At 44.2% G+C, this 25323-nt stretch carries 26 protein-coding genes and 1 riboswitch; of the genes, 14 read left to right on the top strand and 12 right to left on the bottom strand.

Annotated elements, in window-relative coordinates:
• Nucleotides 1-2: 2 nt before the first annotated feature.
• Complete coding sequence (gene cmoM / locus ELS82_RS18895) at nucleotides 3-794, bottom strand: tRNA uridine 5-oxyacetic acid(34) methyltransferase CmoM (protein ID WP_134836860.1); 792 nt, start codon at nucleotides 792-794, stop codon at nucleotides 3-5.
• 114 nt (nucleotides 795-908) lie between these two features.
• On the opposite strand from cmoM, the gene elyC reads away from it, so the two are divergent.
• Complete coding sequence (elyC, locus tag ELS82_RS18890) at nucleotides 909-1712, top strand: envelope biogenesis factor ElyC (protein ID WP_134836859.1); 804 nt, start codon at nucleotides 909-911, stop codon at nucleotides 1710-1712.
• Nucleotides 1713-1763: 51 nt separating this feature from the next.
• On the opposite strand, the gene torR is transcribed toward elyC, so the two are convergent.
• The gene (gene torR / locus ELS82_RS18885; protein WP_134836858.1) at nucleotides 1764-2477 is read right to left on the bottom strand and encodes a two-component system response regulator TorR; all 714 of its coding nucleotides are present in this window, start codon (nucleotides 2475-2477) and stop codon (nucleotides 1764-1766) included.
• A gap of 236 nt (nucleotides 2478-2713) precedes the next feature.
• On the opposite strand from torR, the gene torD reads away from it, so the two are divergent.
• From torD to ELS82_RS18860, 5 genes are all read left to right on the top strand, one after another.
• Nucleotides 2714-3361: a molecular chaperone TorD gene (torD, locus tag ELS82_RS18880; RefSeq protein ID WP_134836857.1), complete on the top strand. Its 648-nt coding sequence runs from the start codon at nucleotides 2714-2716 to the stop codon at nucleotides 3359-3361.
• A 210-nt stretch (nucleotides 3362-3571) separates the two neighbouring features.
• Nucleotides 3572-4579 (top strand): HTH-type transcriptional repressor PurR, encoded by a 1008-nt coding sequence (purR, locus tag ELS82_RS18875; RefSeq protein WP_134836856.1) that lies wholly within the window; start codon nucleotides 3572-3574, stop codon nucleotides 4577-4579.
• 144 nt (nucleotides 4580-4723) lie between these two features.
• Nucleotides 4724-4811, top strand: a riboswitch (cyclic di-GMP riboswitch).
• A 134-nt stretch (nucleotides 4812-4945) separates the two neighbouring features.
• The gene (locus tag ELS82_RS18870) at nucleotides 4946-5539 is read left to right on the top strand and encodes a TfoX/Sxy family DNA transformation protein (protein WP_134836855.1); all 594 of its coding nucleotides are present in this window, start codon (nucleotides 4946-4948) and stop codon (nucleotides 5537-5539) included.
• 144 nt (nucleotides 5540-5683) lie between these two features.
• Nucleotides 5684-6376, top strand: a complete 693-nt coding sequence (locus ELS82_RS18865) for a TVP38/TMEM64 family protein (protein ID WP_134836854.1) — start codon at nucleotides 5684-5686, stop codon at nucleotides 6374-6376.
• Nucleotides 6376-6681: a putative signal transducing protein gene (locus ELS82_RS18860; protein ID WP_134836853.1), complete on the top strand. Its 306-nt coding sequence runs from the start codon at nucleotides 6376-6378 to the stop codon at nucleotides 6679-6681. Before ELS82_RS18865 ends, ELS82_RS18860 begins: the two co-directional genes overlap by 1 nt.
• A 9-nt stretch (nucleotides 6682-6690) precedes the next feature.
• Here the strand turns inward: ELS82_RS18860 and ELS82_RS18855 are convergent, their stop codons facing one another.
• The 6 genes from ELS82_RS18855 to topA form a co-directional block, all read right to left on the bottom strand.
• Nucleotides 6691-7494, bottom strand: a complete 804-nt coding sequence (locus ELS82_RS18855; RefSeq protein ID WP_053438482.1) for an alpha/beta fold hydrolase — start codon at nucleotides 7492-7494, stop codon at nucleotides 6691-6693.
• Nucleotides 7495-7645: 151 nt separating this feature from the next.
• Nucleotides 7646-9106 carry a glycogen synthase GlgA gene (glgA, locus tag ELS82_RS18850; protein ID WP_134836852.1) on the bottom strand — a complete coding sequence of 487 codons (1461 nt, stop codon included), beginning with the start codon at nucleotides 9104-9106 and terminating at the stop codon, nucleotides 7646-7648.
• On the bottom strand, nucleotides 9096-10313 hold the full coding sequence (glgC, locus tag ELS82_RS18845) for a glucose-1-phosphate adenylyltransferase (RefSeq protein WP_134836851.1): 1218 nt from the start codon (nucleotides 10311-10313) through the stop codon (nucleotides 9096-9098). The genes glgA and glgC overlap by 11 nt, the downstream gene beginning before the upstream one ends.
• 366 nt (nucleotides 10314-10679) lie before the next feature.
• Complete coding sequence (locus tag ELS82_RS26980; RefSeq protein WP_244230823.1) at nucleotides 10680-11015, bottom strand: diguanylate cyclase domain-containing protein; 336 nt, start codon at nucleotides 11013-11015, stop codon at nucleotides 10680-10682.
• Nucleotides 10981-12273, bottom strand: a complete 1293-nt coding sequence (locus tag ELS82_RS18840) for a GGDEF domain-containing protein (protein ID WP_244230822.1) — start codon at nucleotides 12271-12273, stop codon at nucleotides 10981-10983. The genes ELS82_RS26980 and ELS82_RS18840 overlap by 35 nt, the downstream gene beginning before the upstream one ends.
• A 195-nt stretch (nucleotides 12274-12468) precedes the next feature.
• Nucleotides 12469-15105 carry a type I DNA topoisomerase gene (gene topA / locus ELS82_RS18835; protein ID WP_134836850.1) on the bottom strand — a complete coding sequence of 879 codons (2637 nt, stop codon included), beginning with the start codon at nucleotides 15103-15105 and terminating at the stop codon, nucleotides 12469-12471.
• Nucleotides 15106-15515: 410 nt separating this feature from the next.
• Between topA and ELS82_RS18830 the strand changes: the two genes are divergently transcribed.
• A complete protein-coding gene (locus tag ELS82_RS18830; protein ID WP_053438477.1) occupies nucleotides 15516-15764 on the top strand; it encodes a YciN family protein in 249 nt (82 codons plus the stop codon).
• Between the two features lie 88 nt (nucleotides 15765-15852).
• On the opposite strand, the gene aroA is transcribed toward ELS82_RS18830, so the two are convergent.
• On the bottom strand, nucleotides 15853-17133 hold the full coding sequence (aroA, locus tag ELS82_RS18825) for a 3-phosphoshikimate 1-carboxyvinyltransferase (RefSeq protein ID WP_134836849.1): 1281 nt from the start codon (nucleotides 17131-17133) through the stop codon (nucleotides 15853-15855).
• Nucleotides 17134-17279: 146 nt separating this feature from the next.
• Nucleotides 17280-17735 carry an outer membrane lipoprotein gene (locus tag ELS82_RS18820; RefSeq protein WP_134836848.1) on the bottom strand — a complete coding sequence of 152 codons (456 nt, stop codon included), beginning with the start codon at nucleotides 17733-17735 and terminating at the stop codon, nucleotides 17280-17282.
• Between the two features lie 20 nt (nucleotides 17736-17755).
• On the opposite strand from ELS82_RS18820, the gene aat reads away from it, so the two are divergent.
• From aat to infA, 3 genes are all read left to right on the top strand, one after another.
• Nucleotides 17756-18484 carry a leucyl/phenylalanyl-tRNA--protein transferase gene (gene aat, locus ELS82_RS18815; RefSeq protein WP_134836847.1) on the top strand — a complete coding sequence of 243 codons (729 nt, stop codon included), beginning with the start codon at nucleotides 17756-17758 and terminating at the stop codon, nucleotides 18482-18484.
• Entirely contained in the window at nucleotides 18474-19172 is a 699-nt protein-coding gene (locus tag ELS82_RS18810; RefSeq protein ID WP_134836846.1) for an arginyltransferase, read from the top strand. The genes aat and ELS82_RS18810 overlap by 11 nt, the downstream gene beginning before the upstream one ends.
• Nucleotides 19173-19253: 81 nt before the next feature.
• A complete protein-coding gene (infA, locus tag ELS82_RS18805; protein ID WP_001040192.1) occupies nucleotides 19254-19472 on the top strand; it encodes a translation initiation factor IF-1 in 219 nt (72 codons plus the stop codon).
• A gap of 358 nt (nucleotides 19473-19830) precedes the next feature.
• Here infA and ELS82_RS18800 read toward each other — a convergent pair whose 3' ends face one another.
• Both ELS82_RS18800 and cysS read right to left on the bottom strand, forming a co-directional pair.
• Entirely contained in the window at nucleotides 19831-20409 is a 579-nt protein-coding gene (locus ELS82_RS18800; RefSeq protein ID WP_053438472.1) for a thymidine kinase, read from the bottom strand.
• Between the two features lie 82 nt (nucleotides 20410-20491).
• A complete protein-coding gene (cysS, locus tag ELS82_RS18795; protein ID WP_134836845.1) occupies nucleotides 20492-21874 on the bottom strand; it encodes a cysteine--tRNA ligase in 1383 nt (460 codons plus the stop codon).
• Between the two features lie 202 nt (nucleotides 21875-22076).
• On the opposite strand from cysS, the gene ELS82_RS18790 reads away from it, so the two are divergent.
• The 4 genes from ELS82_RS18790 (at nucleotide 22077) to ELS82_RS18775 (ending at nucleotide 25153) form a co-directional block, all read left to right on the top strand.
• The gene (locus tag ELS82_RS18790; RefSeq protein WP_053438470.1) at nucleotides 22077-22571 is read left to right on the top strand and encodes a peptidylprolyl isomerase; all 495 of its coding nucleotides are present in this window, start codon (nucleotides 22077-22079) and stop codon (nucleotides 22569-22571) included.
• Between the two features lie 48 nt (nucleotides 22572-22619).
• Nucleotides 22620-23348 (top strand): UDP-2,3-diacylglucosamine diphosphatase, encoded by a 729-nt coding sequence (lpxH, locus tag ELS82_RS18785; RefSeq protein ID WP_134836844.1) that lies wholly within the window; start codon nucleotides 22620-22622, stop codon nucleotides 23346-23348.
• Between the two features lie 79 nt (nucleotides 23349-23427).
• The gene (locus ELS82_RS18780; RefSeq protein WP_134836843.1) at nucleotides 23428-24645 is read left to right on the top strand and encodes an EAL and HDOD domain-containing protein; all 1218 of its coding nucleotides are present in this window, start codon (nucleotides 23428-23430) and stop codon (nucleotides 24643-24645) included.
• Between the two features lie 10 nt (nucleotides 24646-24655).
• Nucleotides 24656-25153, top strand: a complete 498-nt coding sequence (locus ELS82_RS18775) for a YchJ family protein (RefSeq protein WP_134836842.1) — start codon at nucleotides 24656-24658, stop codon at nucleotides 25151-25153.
• The last annotated feature ends 170 nt before the right edge of the window (nucleotides 25154-25323 follow it).

Below are 25323 nucleotides of genomic sequence, written 5' to 3'. Positions count from 1 at the left end.
TGTTAGTCCTGCTTTTCTTTCTTTTGTGCCCATACATGTATGTATCGGCCTAACGAGAGGTATGGCTCTTGTCTACAAAGTTGTTTCTCTAGTGCTAACACATCTTCATATTCGTAGTCACCCATGTACTCCATATTGCCTATGTAGTCACTGAAACAACGAATACCAGATTTACCGCAAATCGTGAAACCAGCGTCTTCTATCCATTGATAGACCTCTTCTGGTTTTAAGCCCTTTTGCGGCTGCAGCTTAAATCGTTTTCGATGTGGCATTCCATCGAGTACATGAGGAATATTGCCACACACTACGTTCTTATATACCAATCCATGATGGTTATAGAACATAATTGACGCCACCCCACCCGGCTTCACCTGTTCAAGTACATTTTCCAGTGCGGGTTTAGGGTCTGCTAACCACTCCATCACAGCATGAAAAAGCACCACGTCAACGTGCTTATCGAGATGTTTCTCAATAGATTGAACAGGAGAATGAATGAAGCGATACTGCTCAAGCAGGCCGTTATTTGCAATATCCTGCTCTGCTAATTGCAGCATTTCAGAAGATAGATCACATAACGCTACATGATGTCCGAGCTTAGCAAGCTTTTGAGACATTTGTGCCAATCCACCACCTGCATCAAGCACATTAAGTTGTTTATTTGCCCCATCAACAGTATGAAGTACCTGTTGAAGATCTTCCCAAACAATGACTTGGCGTATCTCGCCTTTATCAGAGCCGTAAATATTTTTTGCAAATTTGTGGGCAATATCGTCGAAATTGCGGTCTTCAGTCACAGCAGCATGAGTTATTATGTCTAATCGTGCTGCTATTCTGTCACAAGAAAGGCAGGAATAAAGAGGCTTTCTCTTAAAATATAATCAATTGATGTTTTTTCGGACTATTTAAGTATGTTTGAGCTTAAAAAAGTTGTGTCTTCTTTACTAATGCCCCTACCAGCGATGTTAATCATTGGTATGTTGGGCCTTATGTTAATCATGTTCACGCGTAAACAGAAGACAGGATGCTTTGTTGTTTTATTCTCATTTATTGGCATTTTCTTAATTGCCTTCCAACCGGTTTCTTCTCGATTATTGATGCCATTAGAGCGCCAGTACTCTGCATTTTTCCCGGTCGATGAATCTATAGACTACGTTATGGTGTTAGGGAGTGGTCACGTTGTCGATGACAAGATCCCTCCTACTTCAGAATTAAGTCGTACTGGTTTGATGCGTTTAGCTGAGGGTATCCGCATTATGCGCATCTATCCTGGTTCTAAACTGATCTTGTCTGGTTATGCGGGTGGCTCAGAAGTGAGTAATGCACGTATGATGGCAAAGGTAGCGTTATCACTCGGCGTTTCAAAATCTGACATTATCCTGCTGGAAACAGCAAAAGATACTTGGGAAGAAGCAAGGCAGGCTGCTGCTTTCGTTACAACGAAGAAATTGGTTGTTGTCACTTCAGCTAGCCATATGAAGCGTGCATTGAATGAGTTTCACTCGGCAGGCATGGACCCTTACCCTGCGCCAACTAACTACCTAGCTCACGATAACATTACTCAAGCATGGGAAAAGTACACGCCAAAAGGCAAATACCTTGAGCAAACTGAACGCTACTGGCATGAAACGCTGGGGCGTATATGGCAATCACTACGCGACTGGGCATCAGACTATGAAGAACAAAGTCTCAATGCTGGCGAAAGTGCGCTTTAACAGATAAAAAAATACCGAGGCATGCCTCGGTATTTTTATGTTTGAATCTCGTTAGTCACCAGCGAACATGTAACCTTCACCGTGCACTGTAACAAAGATTTGTGGATTCTTAGGGTCGAACTCCATCTTGGCACGCATACGACGAATAAGCACATCAATCGTACGATCGTTTGGCGCATCAACACGGTGACTAATCATGTTTAGAATACGCTCACGGCTTAATACTTGGTTCGGGTACGAAGACAGTGCCACTAGCAACTCGTACTCTGCTTTCGTTAACTTAACTGGCTCGCCGTTACGGCTCAAAGCGCGACGTTGAACATCGAACGTCCAATCACCGAAGCGAACCATATTTTCGTTCGCCTTATCGCTCTCAACACTTCCTGCAGAGTTACGCGCAGCAGAAATTCGCCACAGCAAGTTTTTAACTCGAACCAGTAGCTCGCGCAGTTCAAAAGGTTTAGTGACATAATCGTCTGCGCCCATTTCTAGGCCAACAATTTTATCAATGCTATCCGTGCGTCCTGTTACCAGGATAATTCCAATGTCAGACTGACTGCGAAGTTCGCGAGTTAACATTAAACCATCTTCACCAGGTAGGTTAATGTCCAACATCACCAAATCAATCGCATTACTTTGTAGCATGTCGCGCATTTGCTCGCCGCTTTCCGCTTCACTGACGTTGTAACCTTCATTTTGAAAGTACCCCACCAACTTACTGCGAGTAACTGCGTCATCTTCTACAACTAGTACGTGATAACTCATCTACACCACTTAATTTACATTGGGATTTGCTCTTTCTATTATTCTATTCATAAATAGTAACATTTCTAGTATTTATCACTTTAAAAGCTAGAAAGATGATTTTTTATTGATTCAAGACAAAACTTTTCCGCACATTAATATCTTCCAATATTTGATTTTATCTTGTCATATAAGTGGTTACCGCTGTTCATCTTTATTGGTTACAATAGCGGTAATTATTTGGGGAGTAACACCTAATGCAAGAAATCAAAGCATTCAATGAAAAACGCGCTGAAATCTACTGGTGGCTGTCGAGCCTTTTCGCTAAAGAGCTAACTCAAGAGAACATCACGCAATATCATTCGCCTGAGATCCGTTCTTTTCTTACTGGATTGGGCGAAAACGAGCAACTTAAGCCGTCAATCGACCGCATTACTGATGCTCTAAACCGTCTTATGGACCGCGAAGACGCACAACTTGAGCTAGCGGCTGATTTTTGTGACCTTTTCTTAAAGTCAGATAAAGACTCTGCCCTGCCATACGCGTCAATGTATATCGGTAAGTCTGGCCTATTAAACGATACGCCAGCGAAAGAGATGGAAGAAGTGATGGCTGAGCATGGTGTCGAGGTAGACAAAAACCTTAACGAACCAGCAGACCACATTGCGATTGAGCTCGATTTCTTAGGTAACTTGATCATCCGTTCAAATGAAGCAGAAGACGAAGCTAAGATCGAAGAAGCTTTTGCTGTTCAAGAACAGTTTATTCGTCAACACCTTCTAAGCTGGACGCCACAGTTTTCAGACAAGTGTCAGAAGTTTGATGAGTTCGGTTTCTACTCTGCAATCAGCACATTCGCTGTTGCCTTCTTAGCTTTAGATTGTAGCTATCTGTTAGGCGAATAAAGACAACATTGTGACCTCCGGCAGGTTGCTTTAGTGTTTTTTGTTTGCTCTTAAGAGTTTTGCGGTCTAAAATTGTGACCGCAAACGATAAAAACAAACGAATCAAATACAAACCGCTAAATAGAGCGGTTTTTGTGTTTCTGATACTTTCTGCCTAGGTATTCTAAACTGAATATAATTCCGGGGCAGTCATCGACAGGACAGAACCTTATGGCCACTATTAAAGACGTTGCTCGCCTAGCTGGTGTATCAACGACAACTGTGTCACATGTAATCAATAAAACGCGCTTTGTTGCTGAAGCTACTCAAGAAAAAGTAATGGAAGCAGTGACAGAGCTAAACTACGCACCAAGCGCCGTTGCACGTAGCCTGAAGTGTAATACCACGCGCACGATTGGTATGCTGGTGACTCAGTCTACAAACCTTTTCTTCTCTGAAGTTATTGATGGCGTTGAAAGCTATTGTTACCGCCAAGGTTACACGCTGATCTTATGTAATACGGGCGGTATCTATGAGAAGCAACGCGACTACATTCGCATGCTAGCTGAAAAGCGCGTAGACGGTATTTTGGTGATGTGTTCAGACTTAACTGAAGAACTGAGCGAAATGCTGGACCGCCACAAAGACATCCCAAAAGTGGTTATGGATTGGGGTCCTGAGAGCTCTCAAGCCGACAAGATCATCGATAACTCAGAAGAAGGTGGCTACCTAGCGACTAAATACCTGATTGACCGTGGTCATACCGATATTGCCTGCCTAAGTGGACACTTTGAAAAAGCAGCGTGTCAGGAACGTATCCGTGGCTTTAAACGTGCGATGAACGAAGCAAAGCTTCCAATTAAAGAAGATTGGATTTTAGAAGGTAACTTCGAGTGTGACACAGCTGTGCTTGCGGCTGACCAAATCGCAGCAATGGACAACAAGCCAAGCGCAATCTTCTGTTTCAACGACACTATGGCTCTGGGCCTAATGAGTCGCTTACAGCAGAAAGGTATTCGTATCCCAGAAGATATGTCTGTGATTGGTTACGACAATATTGAGCTAGCAGAGTACTTCTCGCCACCTTTGACCACGGTTCACCAACCAAAACGTCGTGTAGGTAAAAACGCATTCGAGATTCTGCTAGAGCGCATTAAAGACAAAGAGCACGAAAAGCGTATCTTTGAAATGCACCCTGAGATCGTTGAGAGAAATACCGTACAAAATATTAAGAAATAACTTATTTGACATACACTTAGCCGAGATACTTTCATTGGCTAAGTGTATGAGTCAACCCTATTTACTGAACCAAGATCACACTTATCCTATTCGGACGTGATGTCCAGCCCAAAATCCATTTATCCTTATTATTGTTCGATTATGCCACGAACAGGGCAAACCATTTCGAAAGGATGGGACGCAAAGCCTCCGGCCTTCAACAAGTTAATTGTTTGGTAGCGGGGTTGCCGATGGTAAATATGCACACAAGTCATATTGTAATTGCTAGCAATCGTATGACACCAGACTGACAAAAAGCCTGCATAATTTTGCTACTCTCTCGGACCTGAATTGGTGGCGTATACATATACACCGAGAATACACAGCATGGATAAACCAATACTAAAAGACTCAATGCGACTATTTGAGCCGTTAGGCTTAATCAAGTCTCGCTCAATGTTTGGTGGCTTCGGTATTTTTGCCGACGACACTATGTTTGCATTAGTCGTCAATGATAAGTTGCACGTTAGGGCAGACGACGCACTTGCAAAGCAATTTAAATCTCTTAGCTTAGAACCTTACGTTTACAAAAAACGCGGCTTTCCCGTGGTCACCAAATACTTCGCTCTAAGCGATGATTGGTTTGAGAACAAGGAAAATACGCTTGAGATTGCCCAAGCTGCGCTAACTGCAGCGAACAGCGAAAAGAAACAGCAAGCGAAAGCTAAGCCTAATCGCCTTAAAGATCTGCCGAACTTAAGGCTGGCAACAGAACGCATGCTGAAAAAAGCCGGTATTGATAGCGTTGAAAACCTAGAGGAAACAGGTGCGGTAAACGCATTTAAAGCGATTCAATCTTCGCATTCTGCAGAAGTTAACGTCGAGTTGCTCTGGGCGTTAGAAGGCGCGATCAACGGCACACATTGGTCAGTGATCCCTCATAGCCGTCGTGAAGAGTTACTCAACCAATTAAGTCATTAATCGGCAACACATTTTCCTTTCCCTTTTTAAAAAGTCAGCCGTTGTGCTGACTTTTTTTTGTTTGTTGAAATTTACTGCTTGCTTTCCCTGTCTAGTCTATTAACACTTTGTATTAATCGGCCATGATTCTTGATGGAGCAGCACATGAATAAAAAAATCATACTTGGCGTTATCTTTGTATCACTCATCATTCTGTTAGGTGTAAACTTTGGCCAGTACCTCACATTAGACAACGCTAAAGCGCAACAAGCTGAGCTAGCGGCCTTTATCTCAGAGAATTTCGTTGTGGCTGCTGCGAGCTATTTTATCGCTTACGTCGCAATCACCGCGTTTTCTATTCCCGGCGCTGCCGTCGTTACCCTACTAGGCGCCGCTTTGTTTGGCTTTTGGACAAGCCTAGTACTGGTCTCTTTTGCCAGTACAATAGGTGCTACTCTGGCTTTTTTAAGCAGCCGTTACTTACTGCGTGATTGGGTTCAAGCTAAGTTTGGCGACAAGCTTAATGCCATAAACCAAGGCGTCGAACGTGACGGAGCTTTTTATCTGTTTTCACTAAGATTGATTCCAGTGTTCCCCTTCTTTCTGATTAATCTACTAATGGGGCTCACTCCCATTGCCACTGCACGTTTCTATTTAGTAAGTCAACTCGGTATGCTCCCTGGGACAGCGGTATACCTCAATGCGGGTACTCAGCTTGCACAAATTGACTCGCTGTCAGGAATTGTCTCTCCAACCGTTTTGGCGTCGTTTGCCCTGCTTGGCTTATTCCCAGTTATCGCTAAGTGGGTTATGGCTAAGATAAGAACAGAGCCGTCTGCGTCTAACGGAAATGTTTGATGAAAATATTTTCAGCCATAACACCCACCGAAGCTCACATCGTCTGTGAGCTTCTCAAATCTCAATACATTGATTGTGAAGTCCGTGGTGAAGGGATCTTTGGTTTGCAAGGAGAGATCCCATTTGGAGAAAGCAGTGAGCCCTACATTTGGCTATTTGATCAACGTGACAGCGCAAAGGCATCTGAAATTATTAAAGAGTTTCAGTCTGAACAAAGAAAGCAAGACTGGCAATGCGATGAGTGTGGCGAGCGGAATGAAGGTCAGTTTGGTGCCTGCTGGCAATGTGGCAGCGTAGCACCGTAATTAGGTAGGCTACTTAGTATCGATTTGCTGTTTAATAAACGCTATTGAGTGTTGGTTGAACTCATCCGGGCGCTCCACGTTACACACGTGACCACAGTTTTCAATCTCACGTAGCTGGCTATCACTGTGCGCCGCAACCATTTCTTTAACCGGCTGAATGAACATGTAGTCCCTGTCCCCCATTAGATAAAGCGTCGGAATCGGTAGCTCTCTATCTTTGAAGTAACGCATTAACGGGTTAACTTCAGCGGTGAGAATAAACCAACGCTTAAACTCTTTCTGGCAGAGCTTCTTTGCTTCCCGAATAAAAAGGTGACGAGACTCTTTCTGAGCACGCTGCGGCATGACGATATACGCAAATAAGCTGTATAACCACATATAAGGCACAATATGCTTGCACATGTTGCCCAACCTTACTAACACCTGAGATCGGGTATTCAAGCGAGTTACAGCGCCACCTAGCACCATAGACTTAACACGATCAGCAGAAAGCTCAGCAACATTGCGCACTATGATGGTACCAAGCGACATACCGACAAAATGAGCAGAGCGGATTTTTAAGTGATCAAGCACTTTAAGAATATCAACGGTCACCGCTTTAAAGGTGTAGCGATTGGCGATCAACTCTTTCAGTAGCTGATTCGATTTACCATGTCCACGCAGGTCAATCAGCAGCAAGTTAAAGTGCTGCTTATACGCCTTAATTTGTTTAAACCAAATTGACGAACTGCCTCCAGCACCATGCACAAACACCACCCACTCATCGCTAGTAGGGTGCGCAAAGGTTTTGTGAAACAGTAAAGACTCGCTCATAGTTAATTGAATTGTGCTCTGAATTTAGATTGGTTAGGAGAGTACCATAAACATAGAAGGAATGAAGTCGGAACACATCATTTCTTGTTTAAGATTGTGCAAATATGCTGCAAAAAGAGACAAAAAAAGGCGCGGTTAGGCGCCTTTATTCTTAATGGTTAAGAGCGGTATGATAAAGTTCTAAATACTCATCTGCTGCCTTGTTCCAACAGAAGTTTTGCCCCATAGCATAGAGCTGCACGCGCTTAACTTCATTTGGTTGCTGGGCATAGAGAAGCAATGATCTTTGCAGAACATTTAGCAACGCATAAGGCTCTGGTTGTTCAAAGACAAAACCCGTCGCGTTTTGCGGATCAACGTCGTAATCATTCACGCTGTCACGCAAACCACCTACCCCACGTACAATCGGCAAAGTGCCGTAAGCCATGCTGTAGATTTGGTTTAAACCACATGGTTCAAATTCTGACGGCATAATAAAGAAATCAGCACCCGCTTCTACAAGGTGCGCGAGTTCGTTACTGTACGCTTCGACAAAAGCAAACTTATCGCTGTGTTTAGCCGCAATTTCTTTCAGCTGAGAAGCTAAAACTGGGTCACCAGTACCCACGATCACGACTTGAACATCATGTTTCAGAAAATCTGAAAGAATCGGTAACAGATAGTGAATACCTTTCTGATTCGTCAGACGACATACCATGCCATAGACCGCAACATCTTCGGTTTGCAAACCAACACGCTGTTGTAGTTCTTTCTTACATGCCTTCTTACCACGCACCATGCTCTGGCGATTGGCTTTGTAATTAGCAGGCAATAGTGAATCCGTTTGCGGGTTCCATGCAGAGTAGTCACAACCGTTGAGTATGCCGACGAGATCGTCAGCACGTTGCTGGAACTCAGCAGCCATACCGTGACTGCCTAGCTCTGTTTTAAGCTCTTCAGCGTAGGTCGGACTCACGGCATTGATCTTATCAGCGTTCAGCACACCAGCGCGCAACATAGTCACGTGCGTAGGGCTGACAGCTGCATCTGGTGCATAACGTGTATGCATCTCAGGAAGTACCTGCAGCTCGTCATAGCTAAAGACACCTTTAAACACCGCGTTATGAATAGAGAGAACACTTTTCGTCGCAGAAAAGAATTCATCATTGCCATAGCGATGCTTGAGCAGATAAGGCACAAAGCCAGTATGCCAATCATTGGCGTGCACAATATCAGGCTGAAAACCTAACTTAGGTAACATATCAAGACAAGCGGCACTAAAGAAAGCAAAACGTTCGCCATTATCGGCATACGCTTGGTTGTTCTCCGCGTACATCTCTGGTCGATCGTAATATTGAGGGCAATCAATCGCGTAAACGGGTACGCCCGCGACCTCAAGCTGCTTAACCGCATACTCTGTATGAGGCCAGTGATCTAAACTTGTTTCTAATAACGTAACTGCTTGATCTAAACCCGCCATCTTTTGGTAAGCAGGCAATGTAATACGAACATCTTGTTGGAGAGTGTGAAGCGCTTCAGGCAGTGCCTTGGCTACATCAGCCAAGCCACCACTTTTGATTAAACCTTCAACTTCCGATGCTACAAAGAGAATAGATAAATTCTTAGTAGCCAATTCTAGCTCCTTTAGGAATAACTACGATACCGTCGTCCGAAACGTGGTAATGCTTTTTGTCTTCCGTTAGGTTAACACCAATCTGTGTACCTGGGGCAATATCGGCATTTTTATCTACGATTACACGGCGTAATACACAGCCTTCACCGACCTTCACATCGCCTAGCAGAATACTTTCACTGATGTCACATGCCGATGCGATGTTACTGCGGAAACCTAATACTGACTTTTCGATACGCGAACCACGAACATAGCTGCCGTTACACACTAAGCTATCAATGATTTGGACGCGGCCGTTATCAGAGTCGGTAAACGTTGCCGGTGGTAGTGGCGGATAGTACGTATGCAGTGGCCATTTACGGTTGTAGAGAGAGAATGGCGCATCTTTTTCAAGCAAGTCCATGTGCGCTTGCCAGTAAGCATCAATAGTACCTACATCGCGCCAGTAAACTTCTTCTTTTTCACCAGTAATGCGGTTAGTACTGAAGTCATACACAAAAACATCGCCACGTGGGAACATTTTCGGAATGATGTCTTTGCCAAAGTCATGTGAAGAATCCGGATTGTCAGCATCTTCAATAAGTTCGGCAAACAGAGTTTGTGCTTCAAATACATAGTTACCCATTGAAACAAGTGCATGCTCTGGGTCACCTGGAATAGATTTAGGGTTAGCCGGCTTTTCTTCAAAACCTACCATTCGACCTACTTCGTCTACTTCAATCACGCCAAACTGAGACGCTTCAGACAAGGGCATACGTAGCGCTGAAACCGTCAGTGATGCTTCTTTTTCGCTATGGAAGTCCAGCATCTGCTTAATGTCCATTTTGTAGATGTGGTCAGAACCGAAGATACAAACTTGATCAGGTTCTGATAATTCCATAAAGCGTAGGTTTTGATAAATCGCGTCTGCGGTACCTTCATACCAGCGTTTACCTGTACGCATTTGGGCAGGGATTGGGTCGATGAATCGGTCTGTGATTCCGTTGATGTTCCAGCCTTTTTTCATGTGATGGAACAGTGATTGAGACTTGAATTGAGTCAATACGTAAATACGCATTAAATCCGCGTTAACGAAGTTATTCAAAGCAAAATCAATCAGGCGGTAGCTGCCGCCGAAAGGTACCGAGGGTTTACTGCGAGACTCCGTTAGTGGACGTAGGCGTGAGCCTTCTCCACCAGCAAGGATCATTCCCAAAACTCCAGCCATGTATTTCTCTCCATTTTATTTTTTATATGTGACGGATCAGGTATTGGGGGATCCGTCAAAATTCCTAGTATTCGCGCCGCTCCATGCAGGCGTAATACGCAGCTATAGCGACATCACAAACTTTACTGGGTGAGGTAAGCCAGCTCACCCTTTGTGTGCAAACGGTTTATTATAACTTATCGTATTTCAAGAAGATTACAATTTAAAATATGCTGTACTCGGAAGCTCACACTTATTACTTTTTATCGTCCTGAGACAGCTCACACTATCCCAGTTGAAAGAAACATAGCCTTAACATATCACCTACATTAACGTGACCTCGCTCGCAACCTGAGCGCCGATAGTTTTTATAAAAGGGAGAGTAAATTACGCAGATTTCTTTTCTAAGGCGTGAGTGTGAATATAAATGATCCCTTCTTGCTGAGACTTGGCGATGTACAAAGAACTGTCGGTTAAGGCGAGCGCCTGCTGCAAAGACATATCTGGGTTAATCAGTGTCCCCCCTATCGCCAAATCACCCACATAACGAGTATCTGTACCCGGAATCATTGGGTGTTCATCGACATACTCTTGAATGCGGTTCGCCACCTGTTGCAGCGTTTCACATTGGCCGCTTCTGATCAGTAACAAAAACTCGTCATCAGCCCAACGCGCAGCAATATCATACTCACGAATTGCCTGCTGGAGGGCATCGGCCACCATCTGAAGTGAAAGGCTGTATGCCTCGTTCTCGCTCTAAACCGCGTTTATTGTAAAGCTGCGTCACGACATCAAACACTGTCAGCTTGTCTAAAGCTTCGGTGCGTGATGCCACCATGCTATCAACACCGTTGCGGTTTTGGCGCAACTCTTCTTCGAGTTTATCTAGGTACTTATCAAAAGGATTAGATTGGTAGTCTTGCCGAGAGGGCTGCACTCTGGCAAGAAAAGCGAGTCGCTGCTCACGATACTCAGTAGGGGCAATCCAATGTTTAACCAAATAGACGTAAGCGAGTAAAGCGAATAACCCTGTCAGTAACACCAAAGGGAAATAGAGATAGGTCGATAGCCAGCTTGGGACCATTTCATCAATGCTGACAAAGGTGAGCTCATACCAACCTAGCTCCTCGATATAGTGAATGGCAACAACCGCCCTGCCCACTCCCTGTTGCACCATCAGCACTTCAGATTCTTGACCCATTTTTTGTCTTTTCATTAAGGTTTCGAGTGCTTGGTATTCTTGCTCATCGGTAATGACTTCACTCAAGCGAGGTTTCAAATTCGTCGAGTCCCTGAGTGGGTAACCGACCTCTCCCCCATCAAAAGAGAGCTGAATGCGACGCCGCGCATCAACAAATATGGTTCGCAGCGCAGAGGAGTGGTGATTGGTCAATTGCTGAAAAAGAGCAGAGACTTCAATCCCTGTTCCGAGAATACCTAAGAATTGGCCGTTTTTAATGATGCTTTGATTGATCCAAACGCGCGTTAAACTGAGATGAGCATCTGTGGCAATGTTGACCGATAAATCGGTGAGACTCTCTTTTTGTTCAAAATACCAAGTATCGTACACCGCCGCGGGGTCGAGATAATGGCGAAAGAAAGTCTCACTGCGAACGGTTTTTACGTCGTTGAAGTGATAGGCGAGGTTTTGATCAAGAGCGATAAAAAAGTTTTTCGATTTAAGCTGCCAGCGGTAGTGCTCCAATGTGTCCTCTGCCACAGAACGGTACACATCATCATCACTATGAAAACCCCATGAGGTGATATTGGGGTGGCTAGACAGCTGTTTGACTAATTCAACTTCTTTAATGATTGGCCTTAGAAGGGTTTCTGCATCATAGCGAGCAGACACCTGAGCATATTTCCATAGCAAGTCAGCAACGATTTCATCGATCACTTGCTTAGAAACAGTGTATGCCGCAGCAACAAACGTCACGCTGCTCATCACTATCAACAACAGTAGCTTCAGTCTCTGTGTCATGACGCCCTTCCATAGTTCATTAGTATCAATAGAATCTATGCAACACATTGTCAAAGCTGATATTGATTATCTTTACATTAGCGGTGATTAAAATACGATTACTGAGACTAGATCTCATTAGTATGAAAACCGATGATCATTCGGCACACAAAAAAAGCAGCCATATTGGCTGCTTTTTATTTGCGATTTCCTGTTCTATTTTTTCGCTTTAGCAGGCTTCTTACGCTTATCGGTAATTTCCCATTTACCTTCTGCATACAACGCAGTGTAACCTGAAGGCTTGCCATCCACTTCCGAGCGCACGTAATTCTCTTTTGATTTACGGCTAAAGCGAACAACCATAGGTAGACCATCTGGGTCTTTAACTGGCGCATCGGCTAAGTAATGGAATTTCGGCGAGATACGATCCTTAAATCGAACCAACTCTTCCACTAGAGGCGCACGAGTTTCACGCGATTTAGGGAAAGTACTTGCCGCTAGGAACAAGCCTGACGCGCCATCACGCAGAACAAAATATGCGTCTGAGTTTTCACATGGTAATTCAGGCAAGTGCACAGGATCTTCTTTTGGTGGCGCTACTTCGCCATTTTTAAGGATCTTGCGTGTGTTCTTACACTCTTGGCTGGTACAGTCCATATACTTACCAAAGCGGCCGTTTTTAAGCTCCATGTCGCTGCCACACTTGTCACATTCGACAACTGGACCATCGTAGCCTTTAACCTTAAATTCACCGTGCTCGACAATGTAGCCGTCACAGTTCGGGTTATTACCACAAACATGCATCTTACGCTTTTCATCGATTAGGTAAGCGTCCATTGCCGTTTCACAGATCGGGCAACGTTTCTTCGCACGAAGAGCCGCAGTTTCGACGTCTTCTTCTAGAACATTGATGATGCCATCTTCGTCACCAAGGTTGATCGTTGTTTTACAACGCTCTTTTGGTGGTAACGCATAACCTGAACAACCAAGGAAAACACCTGTCGAAGCCGTGCGAATACCCATAGGGCGCGAACACGTAGGACATTCGATGTCAGTGTAAACAATATGGTTAGGCTTCATGCCGCCTTCGTCTTCATCCGCCTCAGCTTTCACTAAGTCACCAGTGAAGTCTGTAAAGAAGTCGTCTAGCACACCTTTCCAGTTCGCTTCACCTTCAGCAATCTGGTCAAGCTTTTCTTCCATGCGAGAAGTGAACTCATAGTTCATAAGGTCATCAAAACTGCCATCTAGACGGTCAGTTACGATCTCACCCATTTTCTCAGCATAGAAACGACGCTGTTCTACTTTCACATAACCACGATCTTGAATCGTTGAAATGATTGACGCATACGTCGAAGGACGGCCAATACCACGCTTCTCAAGCTCTTTAACCAACGCAGCTTCAGTAAAGCGTGCAGGTGGCTTAGTGAAGTGCTGCTTAGGATCAAGATTAACTAGGTCAATCGTGTCACCCACTTGAACTGCTGGCAGAATTTGGTCTTCGTTTTTACCTAGAGGACGTTGAACACGAGTCCAACCATCAAACTTAAGAATACGACCTTTGGCTTTGAGCGTGTACTCAGCAGCTTTAACACTTACCGTTGTTGAATCGTATTTTGCTGGCGTCATCTGACATGCCACAAATTGATTCCAAATCAGTGAGTACAGCTTATGTGCGTCCGCTTCCATACCTTTTAGGTCATCCGCTTTGACTGCCACATCTGAAGGACGAATCGCTTCGTGCGCTTCTTGTGCACCTTCTTTGCTACCGTAGACATTTGGCTTAGCTGGAAGGTAAGCATCACCATACTGTTCGCCGATAAAGCCACGAACTGTCTCTACCGCTTCAGAGCTCAAGTTAGTTGAGTCGGTACGCATATAAGTAATGTAGCCCGCTTCATACAAACGCTGAGCTAGCATCATTGTTTTCTTAACGCCGTAACCTAAGCGAGTACTTGCCGCTTGCTGTAGCGTAGACGTAATGAACGGAGCAGAAGGTTTGCTCGACGTTGGTCGGTCTTCACGCTTACACACTTCGTAGCGAGCATTTTCAAGTACCGCAATCGCAGACTTAGTCTCAGCTTCGTTAACAGGCTTAAATGCCACGCCTTCTTTTTGCGACACTTGCAGACGGAAGTCCGTTTTATCTTGCGTCTTAGTGTCGGCGTGGATATCCCAGAATTCTTCAGGGACAAAAGCTTTGATTTCACGCTCACGCTCAACCAGTAGCTTCACCGCTACCGACTGCACGCGACCAGCAGATAGACCACGTGCTACTTTCTTCCACAGAAGAGGTGACACCATAAAGCCTACAACACGGTCCATAAAACGACGTGCTTGCTGTGCGTTAACACCATCCATGCTCAGTTCGCCCGGTTTCTCGAACGCCTGCTGGATAGCATTTTTGGTAATTTCGTTGAATACAACGCGTTTGTATCGCTCTTCATCGCCGCCGATGATCTCACGAAGGTGCCAAGCGATAGCCTCTCCCTCGCGATCCAAATCGGTTGCGAGGTAAACGCTATCAGCGTCTTTAGCTAGCTTTTGCAGTTCAGCAACAACTTTTTCTTTACCTGGCAATACTTGGTAATTCGCTTCCCAACCATGATATGGGTCGATACCCATTTTCTTGATCAGCGATTTACGATCTTTTTCTTTTTTAATTCGTGCTTTTTCTTCAGCGCTTAAGCCCTTGGTCGAAACCGCGGCTGCCTTCTGGCCAGTGCTTTGGCCAGCAGTCGGCAGATCACGAACGTGACCTACACTGGACTTAACAATAAAGTCCTTACCTAAATACTTATTGATGGTCTTCGCTTTGGCCGGCGACTCCACAATAACCAGTGACTTACCCATAATTGACTCAAGTGTCCTTTATTGAATGCGAATTATCGCACAACATACTTAATACTTTGCTTCTTTTTTTACTATTGAGCGAGATTACAAGAAGATCAATATCTTTTTTAAATTTCTATCGTGACTGCTCGACAAATCAACGATGTCAGCAAATAGTTATCGCCTTTCTCACGCCAATGGTTTACTTGAACAAAATCGAGAGGTCTGGAAAGCGTCACATACTAAACGCCATAAGATTATTGATGCCAACCGAAGACGACGTTTTTTGCCACCAGTCACAAAACAACTTTACTGTTTGCGGTTTACCAGTACTGATTGACTTGATCTATCGCATTTGAATTTTATTTTGATATCTCTACAATTTTGTCATCACTTCTTACAATAGAAGCTAGTCTACAAAGGTATTTTCCATGAGCGACAAAAAAGTCATTTCTCAATCAGAACTGTTAATGATTGCTAACCATATTATCCAAGACCATGACGACTACATCGAAGGAATGCGTACTGACAGCGTCGAAGAGAAAGAAGGCGTCTTAGTCTTTAAAGGCAACTATTTCCTCGATGACAATGGCCTACCGACGCCAAAGACTACCGCTGTATTCAATATGTTTAAATATCTAGCGCACCACTTGTCAAAAGAGTTCACGTTAGAAAGTTAACTAAGACGAAAAGATAAAGGGTTGGCACACTGGGCCAACCCTTTTTGGTTTTCAATGACGGTATATTGGACCCTTAACTCTCAGCCTGTTACGAGCTCAAACCTTCTAATTTATCGAAGTAATCCGGGAACGTCTTCGAAGTACATTTCGGGTCATTAATCGTTACTGGTGTATCACTTAATGCAACCAGAGAGAAACACATCGCCATGCGGTGGTCATCATACGTGTCGATAGCTGCATGGATTAGTTTCGCTGGCGGCGTGACCACGATGTAGTCTTCACCTTCTTCCACTTCCGCGCCAACTTTGCGTAGTTCAGTCGCCATTGCGGCTAAACGGTCAGTTTCTTTTACTCGCCAGTTGTAGACGTTACGAATCGCTGTCGTGCCTTTCGCAAACAGGGCAGTAGTTGCAATCGTCATCGCTGCATCAGGGATGTGGTTGCAGTCTAGATCAACAGCTTTAAGCTCACCAACGCGGGAAATCACATAGTCATCGCCCCACTCAATTTCGGCACCCATTTTCTCTAGGGCATCTGCAAACTGAATGTCGCCTTGAATACTGTTTTTACCAATACCCGTAACTTTGATTTCGCCACCTTTGATCGCCGCAGCAGCTAAGAAGTAAGAAGCCGATGATGCGTCACCCTCTACCAGGAAATCACCCGGAGCCACATACGACTGGCCTTTACGGATCACAAACTCTTGGTAATCGTTATTTTCTACTTCAACACCAAATTGCGCCATGATGTGCAGCGTAATATCAATGTAAGGTTTAGAAACCAGTTCGCCGATAATTTTAATTGTGACGTCATCTTGCGCCAAAGGTGCTGACATCAAAAACGCAGTCAGGAATTGGCTAGAGATCGAGCCATCAATTTCAACAGTACCGCCTTTTAGACCTGTTCCGTAGATCTTAAGTGGTGGGTAGTTGTCGTTTTCTAGGTACTCGACTTCTGCGCCAGCTTGGCGAAGGGCATCAACCAAGTGACCAATTGGTCGCTCTTTCATGCGTGGCTCACCCGTAAGTACATACTCACCTTGGCCGAGACACAATGCAGCAGCAAGTGGACGCATTGCCGTTCCTGCGTTACCTAAAAAGAGCTCAAGAGCTTCTGGAGCATCAAATGGCTTGCCTAAGCCTTCAACTTCACAGACTGTTTTATCTTCTGACAAAGAGTAATTAACGCCCAACTTAGTGAGAGCGTTTAACATGTGACGAATATCATCACTGTCTAAAAGGTTAGTTAAGCGTGTAGTGCCACTTGCTAAAGCCGCAAGCAGCAGCGCTCGGTTTGAGACACTTTTTGAACCTGGTAAGTTGACCTCACCATTGACTTTATTGATAGGTTGTAACGTAAGGCTTTCCATTAAAATCGTTATTCCTTGCTCACCTCGTCTTCCTAAACGAGACGATGAAAATTCTTCGTACTTGCAGCCTATCTAAAAAGCTTCGTTAAAACCAGAGCAAAAGCATGATAAAAACTGAATAATTATGTGGTCCGCTCTGAAGCGCATTAATACTCTTTATCAACCCGCACTCCATCATCAAAATAGAGAATACGAACCTTATCGCCACGTTCGAACAGCATGTTTGAATCGACATCTTGTATCACGTCAATCAGCTTGCCATCCTCAGTCTTAATCAAGATCTCAACCAGTTTATATTCAATACGATACTCTTGATTAGCATGATTTCTCGCAACACCAGCTCCCGCAACCGCACCGACCGCTGTTGCGACCTCTTTACCCGTTCCACCGCCAAATTGATTACCGATGACGCCGCCTACGACAGCGCCCAGTAGCGTTTCCCAACCACTGCCTTGTGATTTCACAATATCTTGTTGAGTGATGTAACGTACCGTATCAACACTGCCAAACAGCACCTGATTAACCGGCCTTGCGGTATTTCTTTGGTACGCTGCATTGGCAATAAGAGGAAAAACCAATATGATCCACAGTAATTTCTTCATTTCTTGTCTCCTACACTTTAATGGCATTGTATCTCACTGAACTCGACTCCGACGAAATTTGGTTCCCTTCTCCGTTCGATGCGCTTGTCGATCCAAACGGCTTATTGGCTGTTGGTGGGGACTTAAGCCCAGAGCGACTGCTGTTTGCTTACCAAAATGGCATATTTCCTTGGTACGGACCCGGCGAGCCAATTTTATGGTGGAGCCCTTCTCCGAGAGCAACCTTTAATCCTAAGACATTTAAACCGTCAAGAAGTCTCAAAAAGTTTCAAAGAAAGCAGCAATACCGAGTGAGTATCAATCAGGCGACGGATGCTGTTATTGATTACTGCGCGTCGACCAGAGCCGCTGAAGAGACTTGGCTCAATGAAGAGATGCGCGTTTCATACAAAGCCTTAGCGAAACAAGGTCATTGCCACTCTGTTGAAGTTTGGCGCGACAATACTCTTATTGGTGGTTTATATGGCATTTCAATCGGCCAACTCTTTTGCGGTGAGTCGATGTTTAGCCTTGAAAGCAACGCATCAAAAATTGCTTTGTGGTACTTTTGCGAACATTTTCAAAAACATGGCGGACAACTCATTGATTGCCAAGTGATGAATCCTCACCTAGCCTCTATGGGAGCAAAGGAGCTGGAACGTGATGATTTCATACAAAGACTGCTATCCTTTAAGAGTCAACCACTACAATCGAGCTGTTTTACTAAACAATGGTTAATCCAAACCTCAGAGGAGCAGAATGAGTTCTGATCTACAACAAATTCGTATCGGCTTAACTGATTGTCACCCATGCAGTTATTTAGCCGACAGACAGGAAAGAGTTGCCGTTGCGCTCGACCCTGGGATGCATTGTGGGTCAAGCTATGAAGTGCTGCTTGCCAATGGATTTCGTCGTAGTGGAGACACGATATACAAACCCCATTGTGACCAATGCCAATCTTGCCAAGCTTTACGCGTGTCTGTTCCCGATTTCACGCAGTCAAAAAGCCAAAAGCGTCTGTATAGCAAAGCAAAAGATTATAGCTGGCAGTTGAAATCAGAGATGGATGAGAATTGGTTCGAGCTTTATGCGCGCTATATTGAAGCGCGTCACCAAAGTGGCTCCATGTATCCACCCAAGAAAGAGGAATTTGCTTCTTTTTCTACCTGCGCTTGGCTAAATACTCAATACCTGCACATCTACGACCAAGATAAATTGGTCGCTATTGCGGTCACTGATATTTTGTCGAATAGTGCCAGTGCTTTTTATACCTTTTTTGACCCAGACTATGAGCTATCACTTGGTACGTTAGGCGTACTATTCCAATTAGAATATTGTCAGCAACAAGGTAAACAGTGGCTCTATTTAGGCTATCAAATCGATGAATGCCCAGCGATGAACTACAAAGTCCGCTTTCAACGTCATCAAAGGCTAGTAAATCAGCGTTGGCAAGGGTAGAATACGCCCCAACTTTACTTAATTCATTTTTATCGGCATTATTCCCCCGGTAAAGATTGTCCATTTTTAAAAGAGGATTAAATGGCTAAAGAAGACGTAATTGAGATGCAAGGCACTGTCCTTGATACTCTTCCAAACACAATGTTCCGTGTTGAGCTAGAAAACGGTCACGTAGTTACTGCTCACATCTCTGGTAAAATGCGTAAGAACTACATCCGTATTCTTACTGGTGACAAAGTAACTGTAGAGATGACTCCATACGATCTATCTAAAGGTCGCATCGTCTTCCGTGCTCGTTAATCTGTGACTGCCTAGCGCAATCCGAATTAGTCGAATACAACAAAAAAGCGAAGCCTAGTGCTTCGCTTTTTTGTTTATGTCTGTGGTAGCTTAGTCATCATTAGATATAGCTAACGCTAGCCGCTTCTTTAAGCCCGCATCCGCTGCAGTATTAGTGATATACGCATGCTGCTTGGCTATATCTAATAATGCCTTCATTGCAGAATATCCACTACCTACTTTCAGGCACATTAATGAATTCATGGGTTGGTGGTGTGTAACATGCATGCGGATTCATGACGAACCAACCACTAACTACTTAGCTAAACTAAGCGGCTTGTGAAACACCACCTGCCCATGAGTTCCAAGAAGCCTTAACTTACTTACCCAGTGCTTCCTTGTAGTGCTGACGACATACAGACACGTAACGGTCGTTGCCACCAATAGCAACTTGATCACCTTCAGCAATCGCGACGCCATGTTCATCGGTACGGATTACCATGTTCGCTTTACGGCCGCAGTGACAAATGGTTTTTAGCTCAACCAGTTTATCAGCCCATGAAAGCAGGTACTTACTACCTTCAAAAAGTTCACCTAAGAAATCAGTACGCAGGCCATAACAAAGTACCGGGATATGCAGTTTATCGACAACTTCTGTCAATTGGTAAACCTGCTGTTTTGATAAGAACTGACACTCATCAATCAAGATACAATGACGCTTCTCTACTTCATTGAGAGCTGCCACTTCTTTGTATAGATCAGTTTCACCATTAAAGAGCTGTGCGTCAGATTGTAGACCAATTCGAGAGCTAACTTTACCAATACCATAGCGATCATCTAACGCGGCAGTAAAGATCACTGGCGTCATGCCACGCTCTTGGTAGTTAAATGAAGATTGAAGAAGAGTGGTTGATTTACCCGCATTCATTGCCGAGTAATAGAAGTACATCTGAGCCACTGATTAATACCTGTATAAAGATTTATAAAATTTTAAAGAAAAGGGCTGAATAAACAGCCCTTAAAGATTCTTAGCTTAACGCTTACTTACGACGCCACGTTGTGCCTTCTGGGCCATCTTCTAGTACGATGCCCATTTCAGTCAGCTTATCACGTGCCATATCTGCATTTGCCCAATCCTTCGATGCACGGCTGTCGTTACGCAGTTTGATAAGTGCTTCGATTTCAGCCACTTCATCATCGTTGCCTGCATCACCTTTTAGGAACGCTTCTGGGTCTTGGTGCAGAATACCAATCACATCCGCTAACTGACGCATTGTTACACCTAGGCTGCTTGCAGCTGCAACGTCTTCCGCTTTTAGACGGTTGATTTCACGAGCCATATCAAATAGCACTGAGTAAGCCTCAGGTGTATTGAAGTCATCATTCATCGCATCATTAAAACGCGCTACGTACTCTTCACCACCAGCTACAGCGACTGTTAAATCTAAACCTCGTAACGACGTGTATAGACGCTCAAGAGCAGAACGAGCTTGATTTAGATTATCTTCGCTGTAGTTCAGTTGACTACGGTAGTGACCAGACATTAAGAAGTAACGCACGGTTTCAGCATCGTAGTGACCTAGAACATCACGGATAGTGAAGAAGTTGCCTAGAGATTTAGACATTTTCTCGCGGTCAACCATTACCATGCCACTGTGCATCCAAGTATTTACGTACTGAGTGCCATGTGCACAGCATGATTGTGCGATTTCGTTCTCGTGATGCGGGAACTGAAGATCCGAGCCACCACCGTGAATATCGAAGTGGTTACCTAGAATTGATGAGTTCATTGCAGAACACTCAATGTGCCACCCAGGACGACCAGGACCCCAAGGCGATTCCCACGTAGGTTCACCTGGCTTAGACATTTTCCATAGAACGAAATCTAGTGAGCTGCGTTTTGCACTTTCAATCTCAACACGCGCACCCGCTTGAAGCTGCTCTAAGTCTTGGCCAGAAAGCTTGCCGTACTCATCATATTTAGCAATTTCAAACATCACGTCACCGTTGTCTGCAACGTATGCAAAACCACGTTCGATCAGTGTTTCAACTAGCTCAATGATCTCTTTGACGTATTCAGTCGCACGAGGTTCTACATCAGGGCGCTTCATGTTTAGCGCATCAAAGTCTGCATGCATTTCGCCAATCAAGCGCTCTGTGAGTGAGTCGCACGATTCACCATTTTCGTTCGCACGCTTGATGATTTTGTCATCAATGTCTGTGATGTTACGAACAAACGTTAGGTCATAGCCTAGGTAACGAAGGTAACGAGAAACCACATCAAAAGAGACGAAGGTACGGCCGTGACCAATATGACAGAGATCATAGATGGTTACCCCACAGACATACATACCGATCTTTCCGGCAGTGATTGGTTTGAATTCCTCTTTCTGTCTTGTGAGTGTGTTATATATCTTTAACATGATCTCTATCTAATAATTGGGTGAAATAAAATAGTGCATCAGTATACCAACTCACGCCCAGTTTCGTAATCCCTCAAATGCTCAAAAAGGCATCAATAGCACCTATACTCAGGTCTCAACCCTAACTTTTCACGTATTAATGTCTGAAAAGTTACGATAGAATCTTGGGCTCAAGTCAAAAACCTATGTAAAGGACAAAATCATGATCACCCTTCACACAAATTTTGGTGACATCAAAATTCAACTAAATGATGAAAAAGCGCCAGAAACAAGTGCAAACTTCCTACAGTACTGCCGTGATGGTTTCTACGACAACACACTATTCCACCGTGTTATCGATGGTTTCATGATTCAAGGTGGCGGCATGGAGTCTGGCCTTCGTGAAAAGCCAACTCGCGCACCGATCAAAAACGAAGCAAACAATGGTCTGAGCAACAAAGTAGGTACACTTGCTATGGCTCGTACTATGGAGCCGCATTCAGCAAGCTCTCAGTTCTTCATCAACGTAAACAACAACACATTCCTAGACTTCCGTAGCGAGAGCCTAGATGGTTGGGGTTACTGTGTATTCGGTGAAGTAATCGAAGGTATGGACATCGTTGAAAAGATCAAAGGCGTGAGCACTGGTTCTTACGGCATGCACCAAGATGTACCACTAGAAGACGTACTAATCACAGGTACAACAATCGAAGAATAATCTTGGATTTAGAGAGCGCATCGTGATGCGCTCTCTTGCTAAATAACTATGACCACACTATTTATCTCTGATCTACACCTCTCCCCCGCCACACCAGACATCAATCAATGCTTTGTCCGTTTCATGCGAGAAGAAGCCATTCATGCTGAGGCGCTTTATGTATTAGGCGACCTTTTTGAGTTTTGGGTCGGTGATGATGATCGTTCTGACTTTGCCACTCTCATTAGAAATGAATTTAAATCTCTGACCGCCCTTGGTATCCCTTGCTATTTCACCCAAGGTAATCGGGACTTTCTGGTTGGCAAACGCTTCGCTAAGCAGACAGGTGTGACCCTTCTTGGGGATGAAACTGTCATCGACTTATACGGCAAGCAAGCGATCATTTTGCATGGCGACACGCTTTGTACTGAAGACGTAAAGTATTTGGAATACCGAGCTAAAGTTCATCAACCATGGCTTCAATGGGTATTTAACCGCATCCCAATGTTCATCAAAAAGAAGATCGTCAGCAAAGTTCAATCTGATATCAAGACAGATAAACAGACAAAATCACTTGAGATTATGGACGTCACTCAAGACGAAGTAGAACGCGTCATGGGCGAGCATAATGTCGATCTCATGATCCACGGCCACACCCATAGACCAAACATTCATCGATTTGATAAAGATGGAAACAACTGTACTAGAATAGTGTTAGGCGACTGGTATACACAGGGTTCAGTACTGGTGTACGATAAAGATTCTTTCGAGTTACAACAACGACCATTTGGTCAATAAAACTTCGCCTTAAGCCTGTTATAGCTGCCCTTAGGTCAGCTGATATTCGAATAATATTACTCGGAGCGCGGTATATACCTTGAAATACTCTTATATTGCTAGGCAACCTATTCTAGACAAAGATAAACACACGCTTGGCTATGAGCTACTGTTTAGAGATGGGCCACAAAATACGTTTCCAGAAATCGACCCTGAACACGCAACTAGCCGTTTATTGTCCGATCATTTTCTCTCAACGCATTATGAGACACTTGGAGACAAACTTGGCTTTGTTAACTTTCCTTACCAAAGCTTAATTAACAAGGTCCCAACTCTTTTCCCGTCGGACAATCTTGTCGTTGAAATTTTAGAAGACTGCCCTCCTACAGAAGAGTTACTTGCGGTCGTAAAAGAAATGTCGCAATTAGGCTACAAGATCGCCTTAGATGACTTCATTCCAAGTAAAGAGTGGCGAGCCTTCTTACCTTATGTATCGATCATTAAGTTTGATATCCGCCAAGTACCGATTGAAAAAGCACGTATGTTTATGTTGCGCCTTAGTGGTTCAAAGATTGAATTCTTAGCCGAAAAAGTTGAAACCTACGAAGAGTTCGAACAAGCCAAAAAAGCCGGTTTTGACTACTTTCAAGGTTACTTTTTTAGCAAACCAGAAATGATCTCTAGGAAGTCGCTAGAGCCGTCTTTTATGACGGTCGTACAGCTTTTGACCGAGATCTCTAAAGAAAATATCAACTACAGCGCAATCGAGTCGTTGATCAGCAAAGATGTGACCATGTCCTATAAGCTGCTGGCATTCGTCAACTCCTCTTCAATTGTGAAGACGCGCATTCAATCGTTCAAGCAAGCGTTGGTATATTTGGGTGAAGATAAGCTTCGCAAATTTATCTCGTTAGTCGCTCTGGCCTCGACGCAAGACAGTAAACCCGATTACCTCTATGGGCTCTCCATCCAACGCGCAAGATATTGTGAACTTATCGGGTCGCGTTTGAATGAAAAACTGGAGTCAGGACAGGCATTTTTAACGGGTATGTTCTCGTTGCTCGATAGCTTGTTAGACAGACCGTTAGAACAGATTCTCGATGAGATTTCCGTCGATGAATCGATCAAACTCGCGATCACCCAAAATGAAGGTATACTTGGTGACATTCTTGTTTTGACCAAAGCATATGAAAAAGCAGAGTGGGATAAAGTACAACAGCGCTGTCAGGCTATTGGTTTAGATCAAAACGCCTTAAGTGAATGCTACGACGCTTCGGTCAAATGGACTGCTGACTTACTTTCAGTGAAAACAAATTAATGGAGCAGTTATGACCTATTGTCCATGTGGAAACACTTTGGATTACAGCCAATGCTGTGAACCGATACATAATGACCATGCGCTCGCAACAACTCCGGAAAAGTTGATGCGATCTCGCTACAGTGCACACGTGCAAGGCCTGGTCGACTATGTAGTTAACACCTATCATGCAAGCTGTCATGCAGAAGAGCAACGAAAAGGCATTGCAGAATCCATAGAGAGTGACTGGCGTAGATTAGAAGTGATCAGCACAGCTAATGGCGCGAATGAGAATGAAGGCTTCGTTACTTTTAAAGCTTTCTTTAAAGAAGATGGCAGTGAATATTGCCTTGAGGAATGCTCTCGCTTTGTTCGCGAAAACGACCTGTGGTACTACATCGATGGTACGTTCCCGACACAAGAAGTCGAGGACCCAAGGTTAAACCAATCGATACAAAGCCTCAAAGTCGGACGTAACGATCCTTGTATTTGTGGCAGCGGTAAGAAATTCAAAAAGTGCTGCGGCTAATGACGAAAAAGGCAGGTTAACCCCTGTCTCTTATACACAAATCCCCAAGCCACAGCTTGGGGATTTTTTTTGAACTAATTGCATGTTCCATGATCTGATCATCTAAGCAATGACAAGGATGATTACCATGACTTATATAGAGCCAACTCTTTGGGCGCAAAAGCAATTCG

Origin of the sequence: Vibrio ouci (genome assembly GCF_004551525.1) — a bacterium.
Classification (GTDB): Bacteria; Pseudomonadota; Gammaproteobacteria; order Enterobacterales; family Vibrionaceae; genus Vibrio; species Vibrio ouci.
Note: the sequence above shows the minus strand (reverse complement) of the source record. Positions and strands in the feature narration are given on the sequence as shown.

Bases quoted from the DNA above. Each gene is read 5' to 3' on its own strand.
- elyC (WP_134836859.1), top strand. From the start codon at position 909: ATGTTTGAGCTTAAAAAAGTTGTGTCTTCTTTACTAATGCCCCTACCA.
- torR (WP_134836858.1), bottom strand. From the start codon at position 2,477: ATGAGTTATCACGTACTAGTTGTAGAAGATGACGCAGTTACTCGCAGT.
- torD (WP_134836857.1), top strand. From the start codon at position 2,714: ATGCAAGAAATCAAAGCATTCAATGAAAAACGCGCTGAAATCTACTGG.
- purR (WP_134836856.1), top strand. From the start codon at position 3,572: ATGGCCACTATTAAAGACGTTGCTCGCCTAGCTGGTGTATCAACGACA.
- ELS82_RS18870 (WP_134836855.1), top strand. From the start codon at position 4,946: ATGGATAAACCAATACTAAAAGACTCAATGCGACTATTTGAGCCGTTA.
- ELS82_RS18865 (WP_134836854.1), top strand. From the start codon at position 5,684: ATGAATAAAAAAATCATACTTGGCGTTATCTTTGTATCACTCATCATT.
- ELS82_RS18860 (WP_134836853.1), top strand. From the start codon at position 6,376: ATGAAAATATTTTCAGCCATAACACCCACCGAAGCTCACATCGTCTGT.
- ELS82_RS18855 (WP_053438482.1), bottom strand. From the start codon at position 7,494: ATGAGCGAGTCTTTACTGTTTCACAAAACCTTTGCGCACCCTACTAGC.
- glgC (WP_134836851.1), bottom strand. From the start codon at position 10,313: ATGGCTGGAGTTTTGGGAATGATCCTTGCTGGTGGAGAAGGCTCACGC.
- ELS82_RS26980 (WP_244230823.1), bottom strand. From the start codon at position 11,015: ATGGTGGCCGATGCCCTCCAGCAGGCAATTCGTGAGTATGATATTGCT.
- ELS82_RS18840 (WP_244230822.1), bottom strand. From the start codon at position 12,273: ATGACACAGAGACTGAAGCTACTGTTGTTGATAGTGATGAGCAGCGTG.
- topA (WP_134836850.1), bottom strand. From the start codon at position 15,105: ATGGGTAAGTCACTGGTTATTGTGGAGTCGCCGGCCAAAGCGAAGACC.
- ELS82_RS18830 (WP_053438477.1), top strand. From the start codon at position 15,516: ATGAGCGACAAAAAAGTCATTTCTCAATCAGAACTGTTAATGATTGCT.
- aroA (WP_134836849.1), bottom strand. From the start codon at position 17,133: ATGGAAAGCCTTACGTTACAACCTATCAATAAAGTCAATGGTGAGGTC.
- ELS82_RS18820 (WP_134836848.1), bottom strand. From the start codon at position 17,735: ATGAAGAAATTACTGTGGATCATATTGGTTTTTCCTCTTATTGCCAAT.
- aat (WP_134836847.1), top strand. From the start codon at position 17,756: ATGGCATTGTATCTCACTGAACTCGACTCCGACGAAATTTGGTTCCCT.
- ELS82_RS18810 (WP_134836846.1), top strand. From the start codon at position 18,474: ATGAGTTCTGATCTACAACAAATTCGTATCGGCTTAACTGATTGTCAC.
- infA (WP_001040192.1), top strand. From the start codon at position 19,254: ATGGCTAAAGAAGACGTAATTGAGATGCAAGGCACTGTCCTTGATACT.
- cysS (WP_134836845.1), bottom strand. From the start codon at position 21,874: ATGTTAAAGATATATAACACACTCACAAGACAGAAAGAGGAATTCAAA.
- ELS82_RS18790 (WP_053438470.1), top strand. From the start codon at position 22,077: ATGATCACCCTTCACACAAATTTTGGTGACATCAAAATTCAACTAAAT.
- lpxH (WP_134836844.1), top strand. From the start codon at position 22,620: ATGACCACACTATTTATCTCTGATCTACACCTCTCCCCCGCCACACCA.
- ELS82_RS18775 (WP_134836842.1), top strand. From the start codon at position 24,656: ATGACCTATTGTCCATGTGGAAACACTTTGGATTACAGCCAATGCTGT.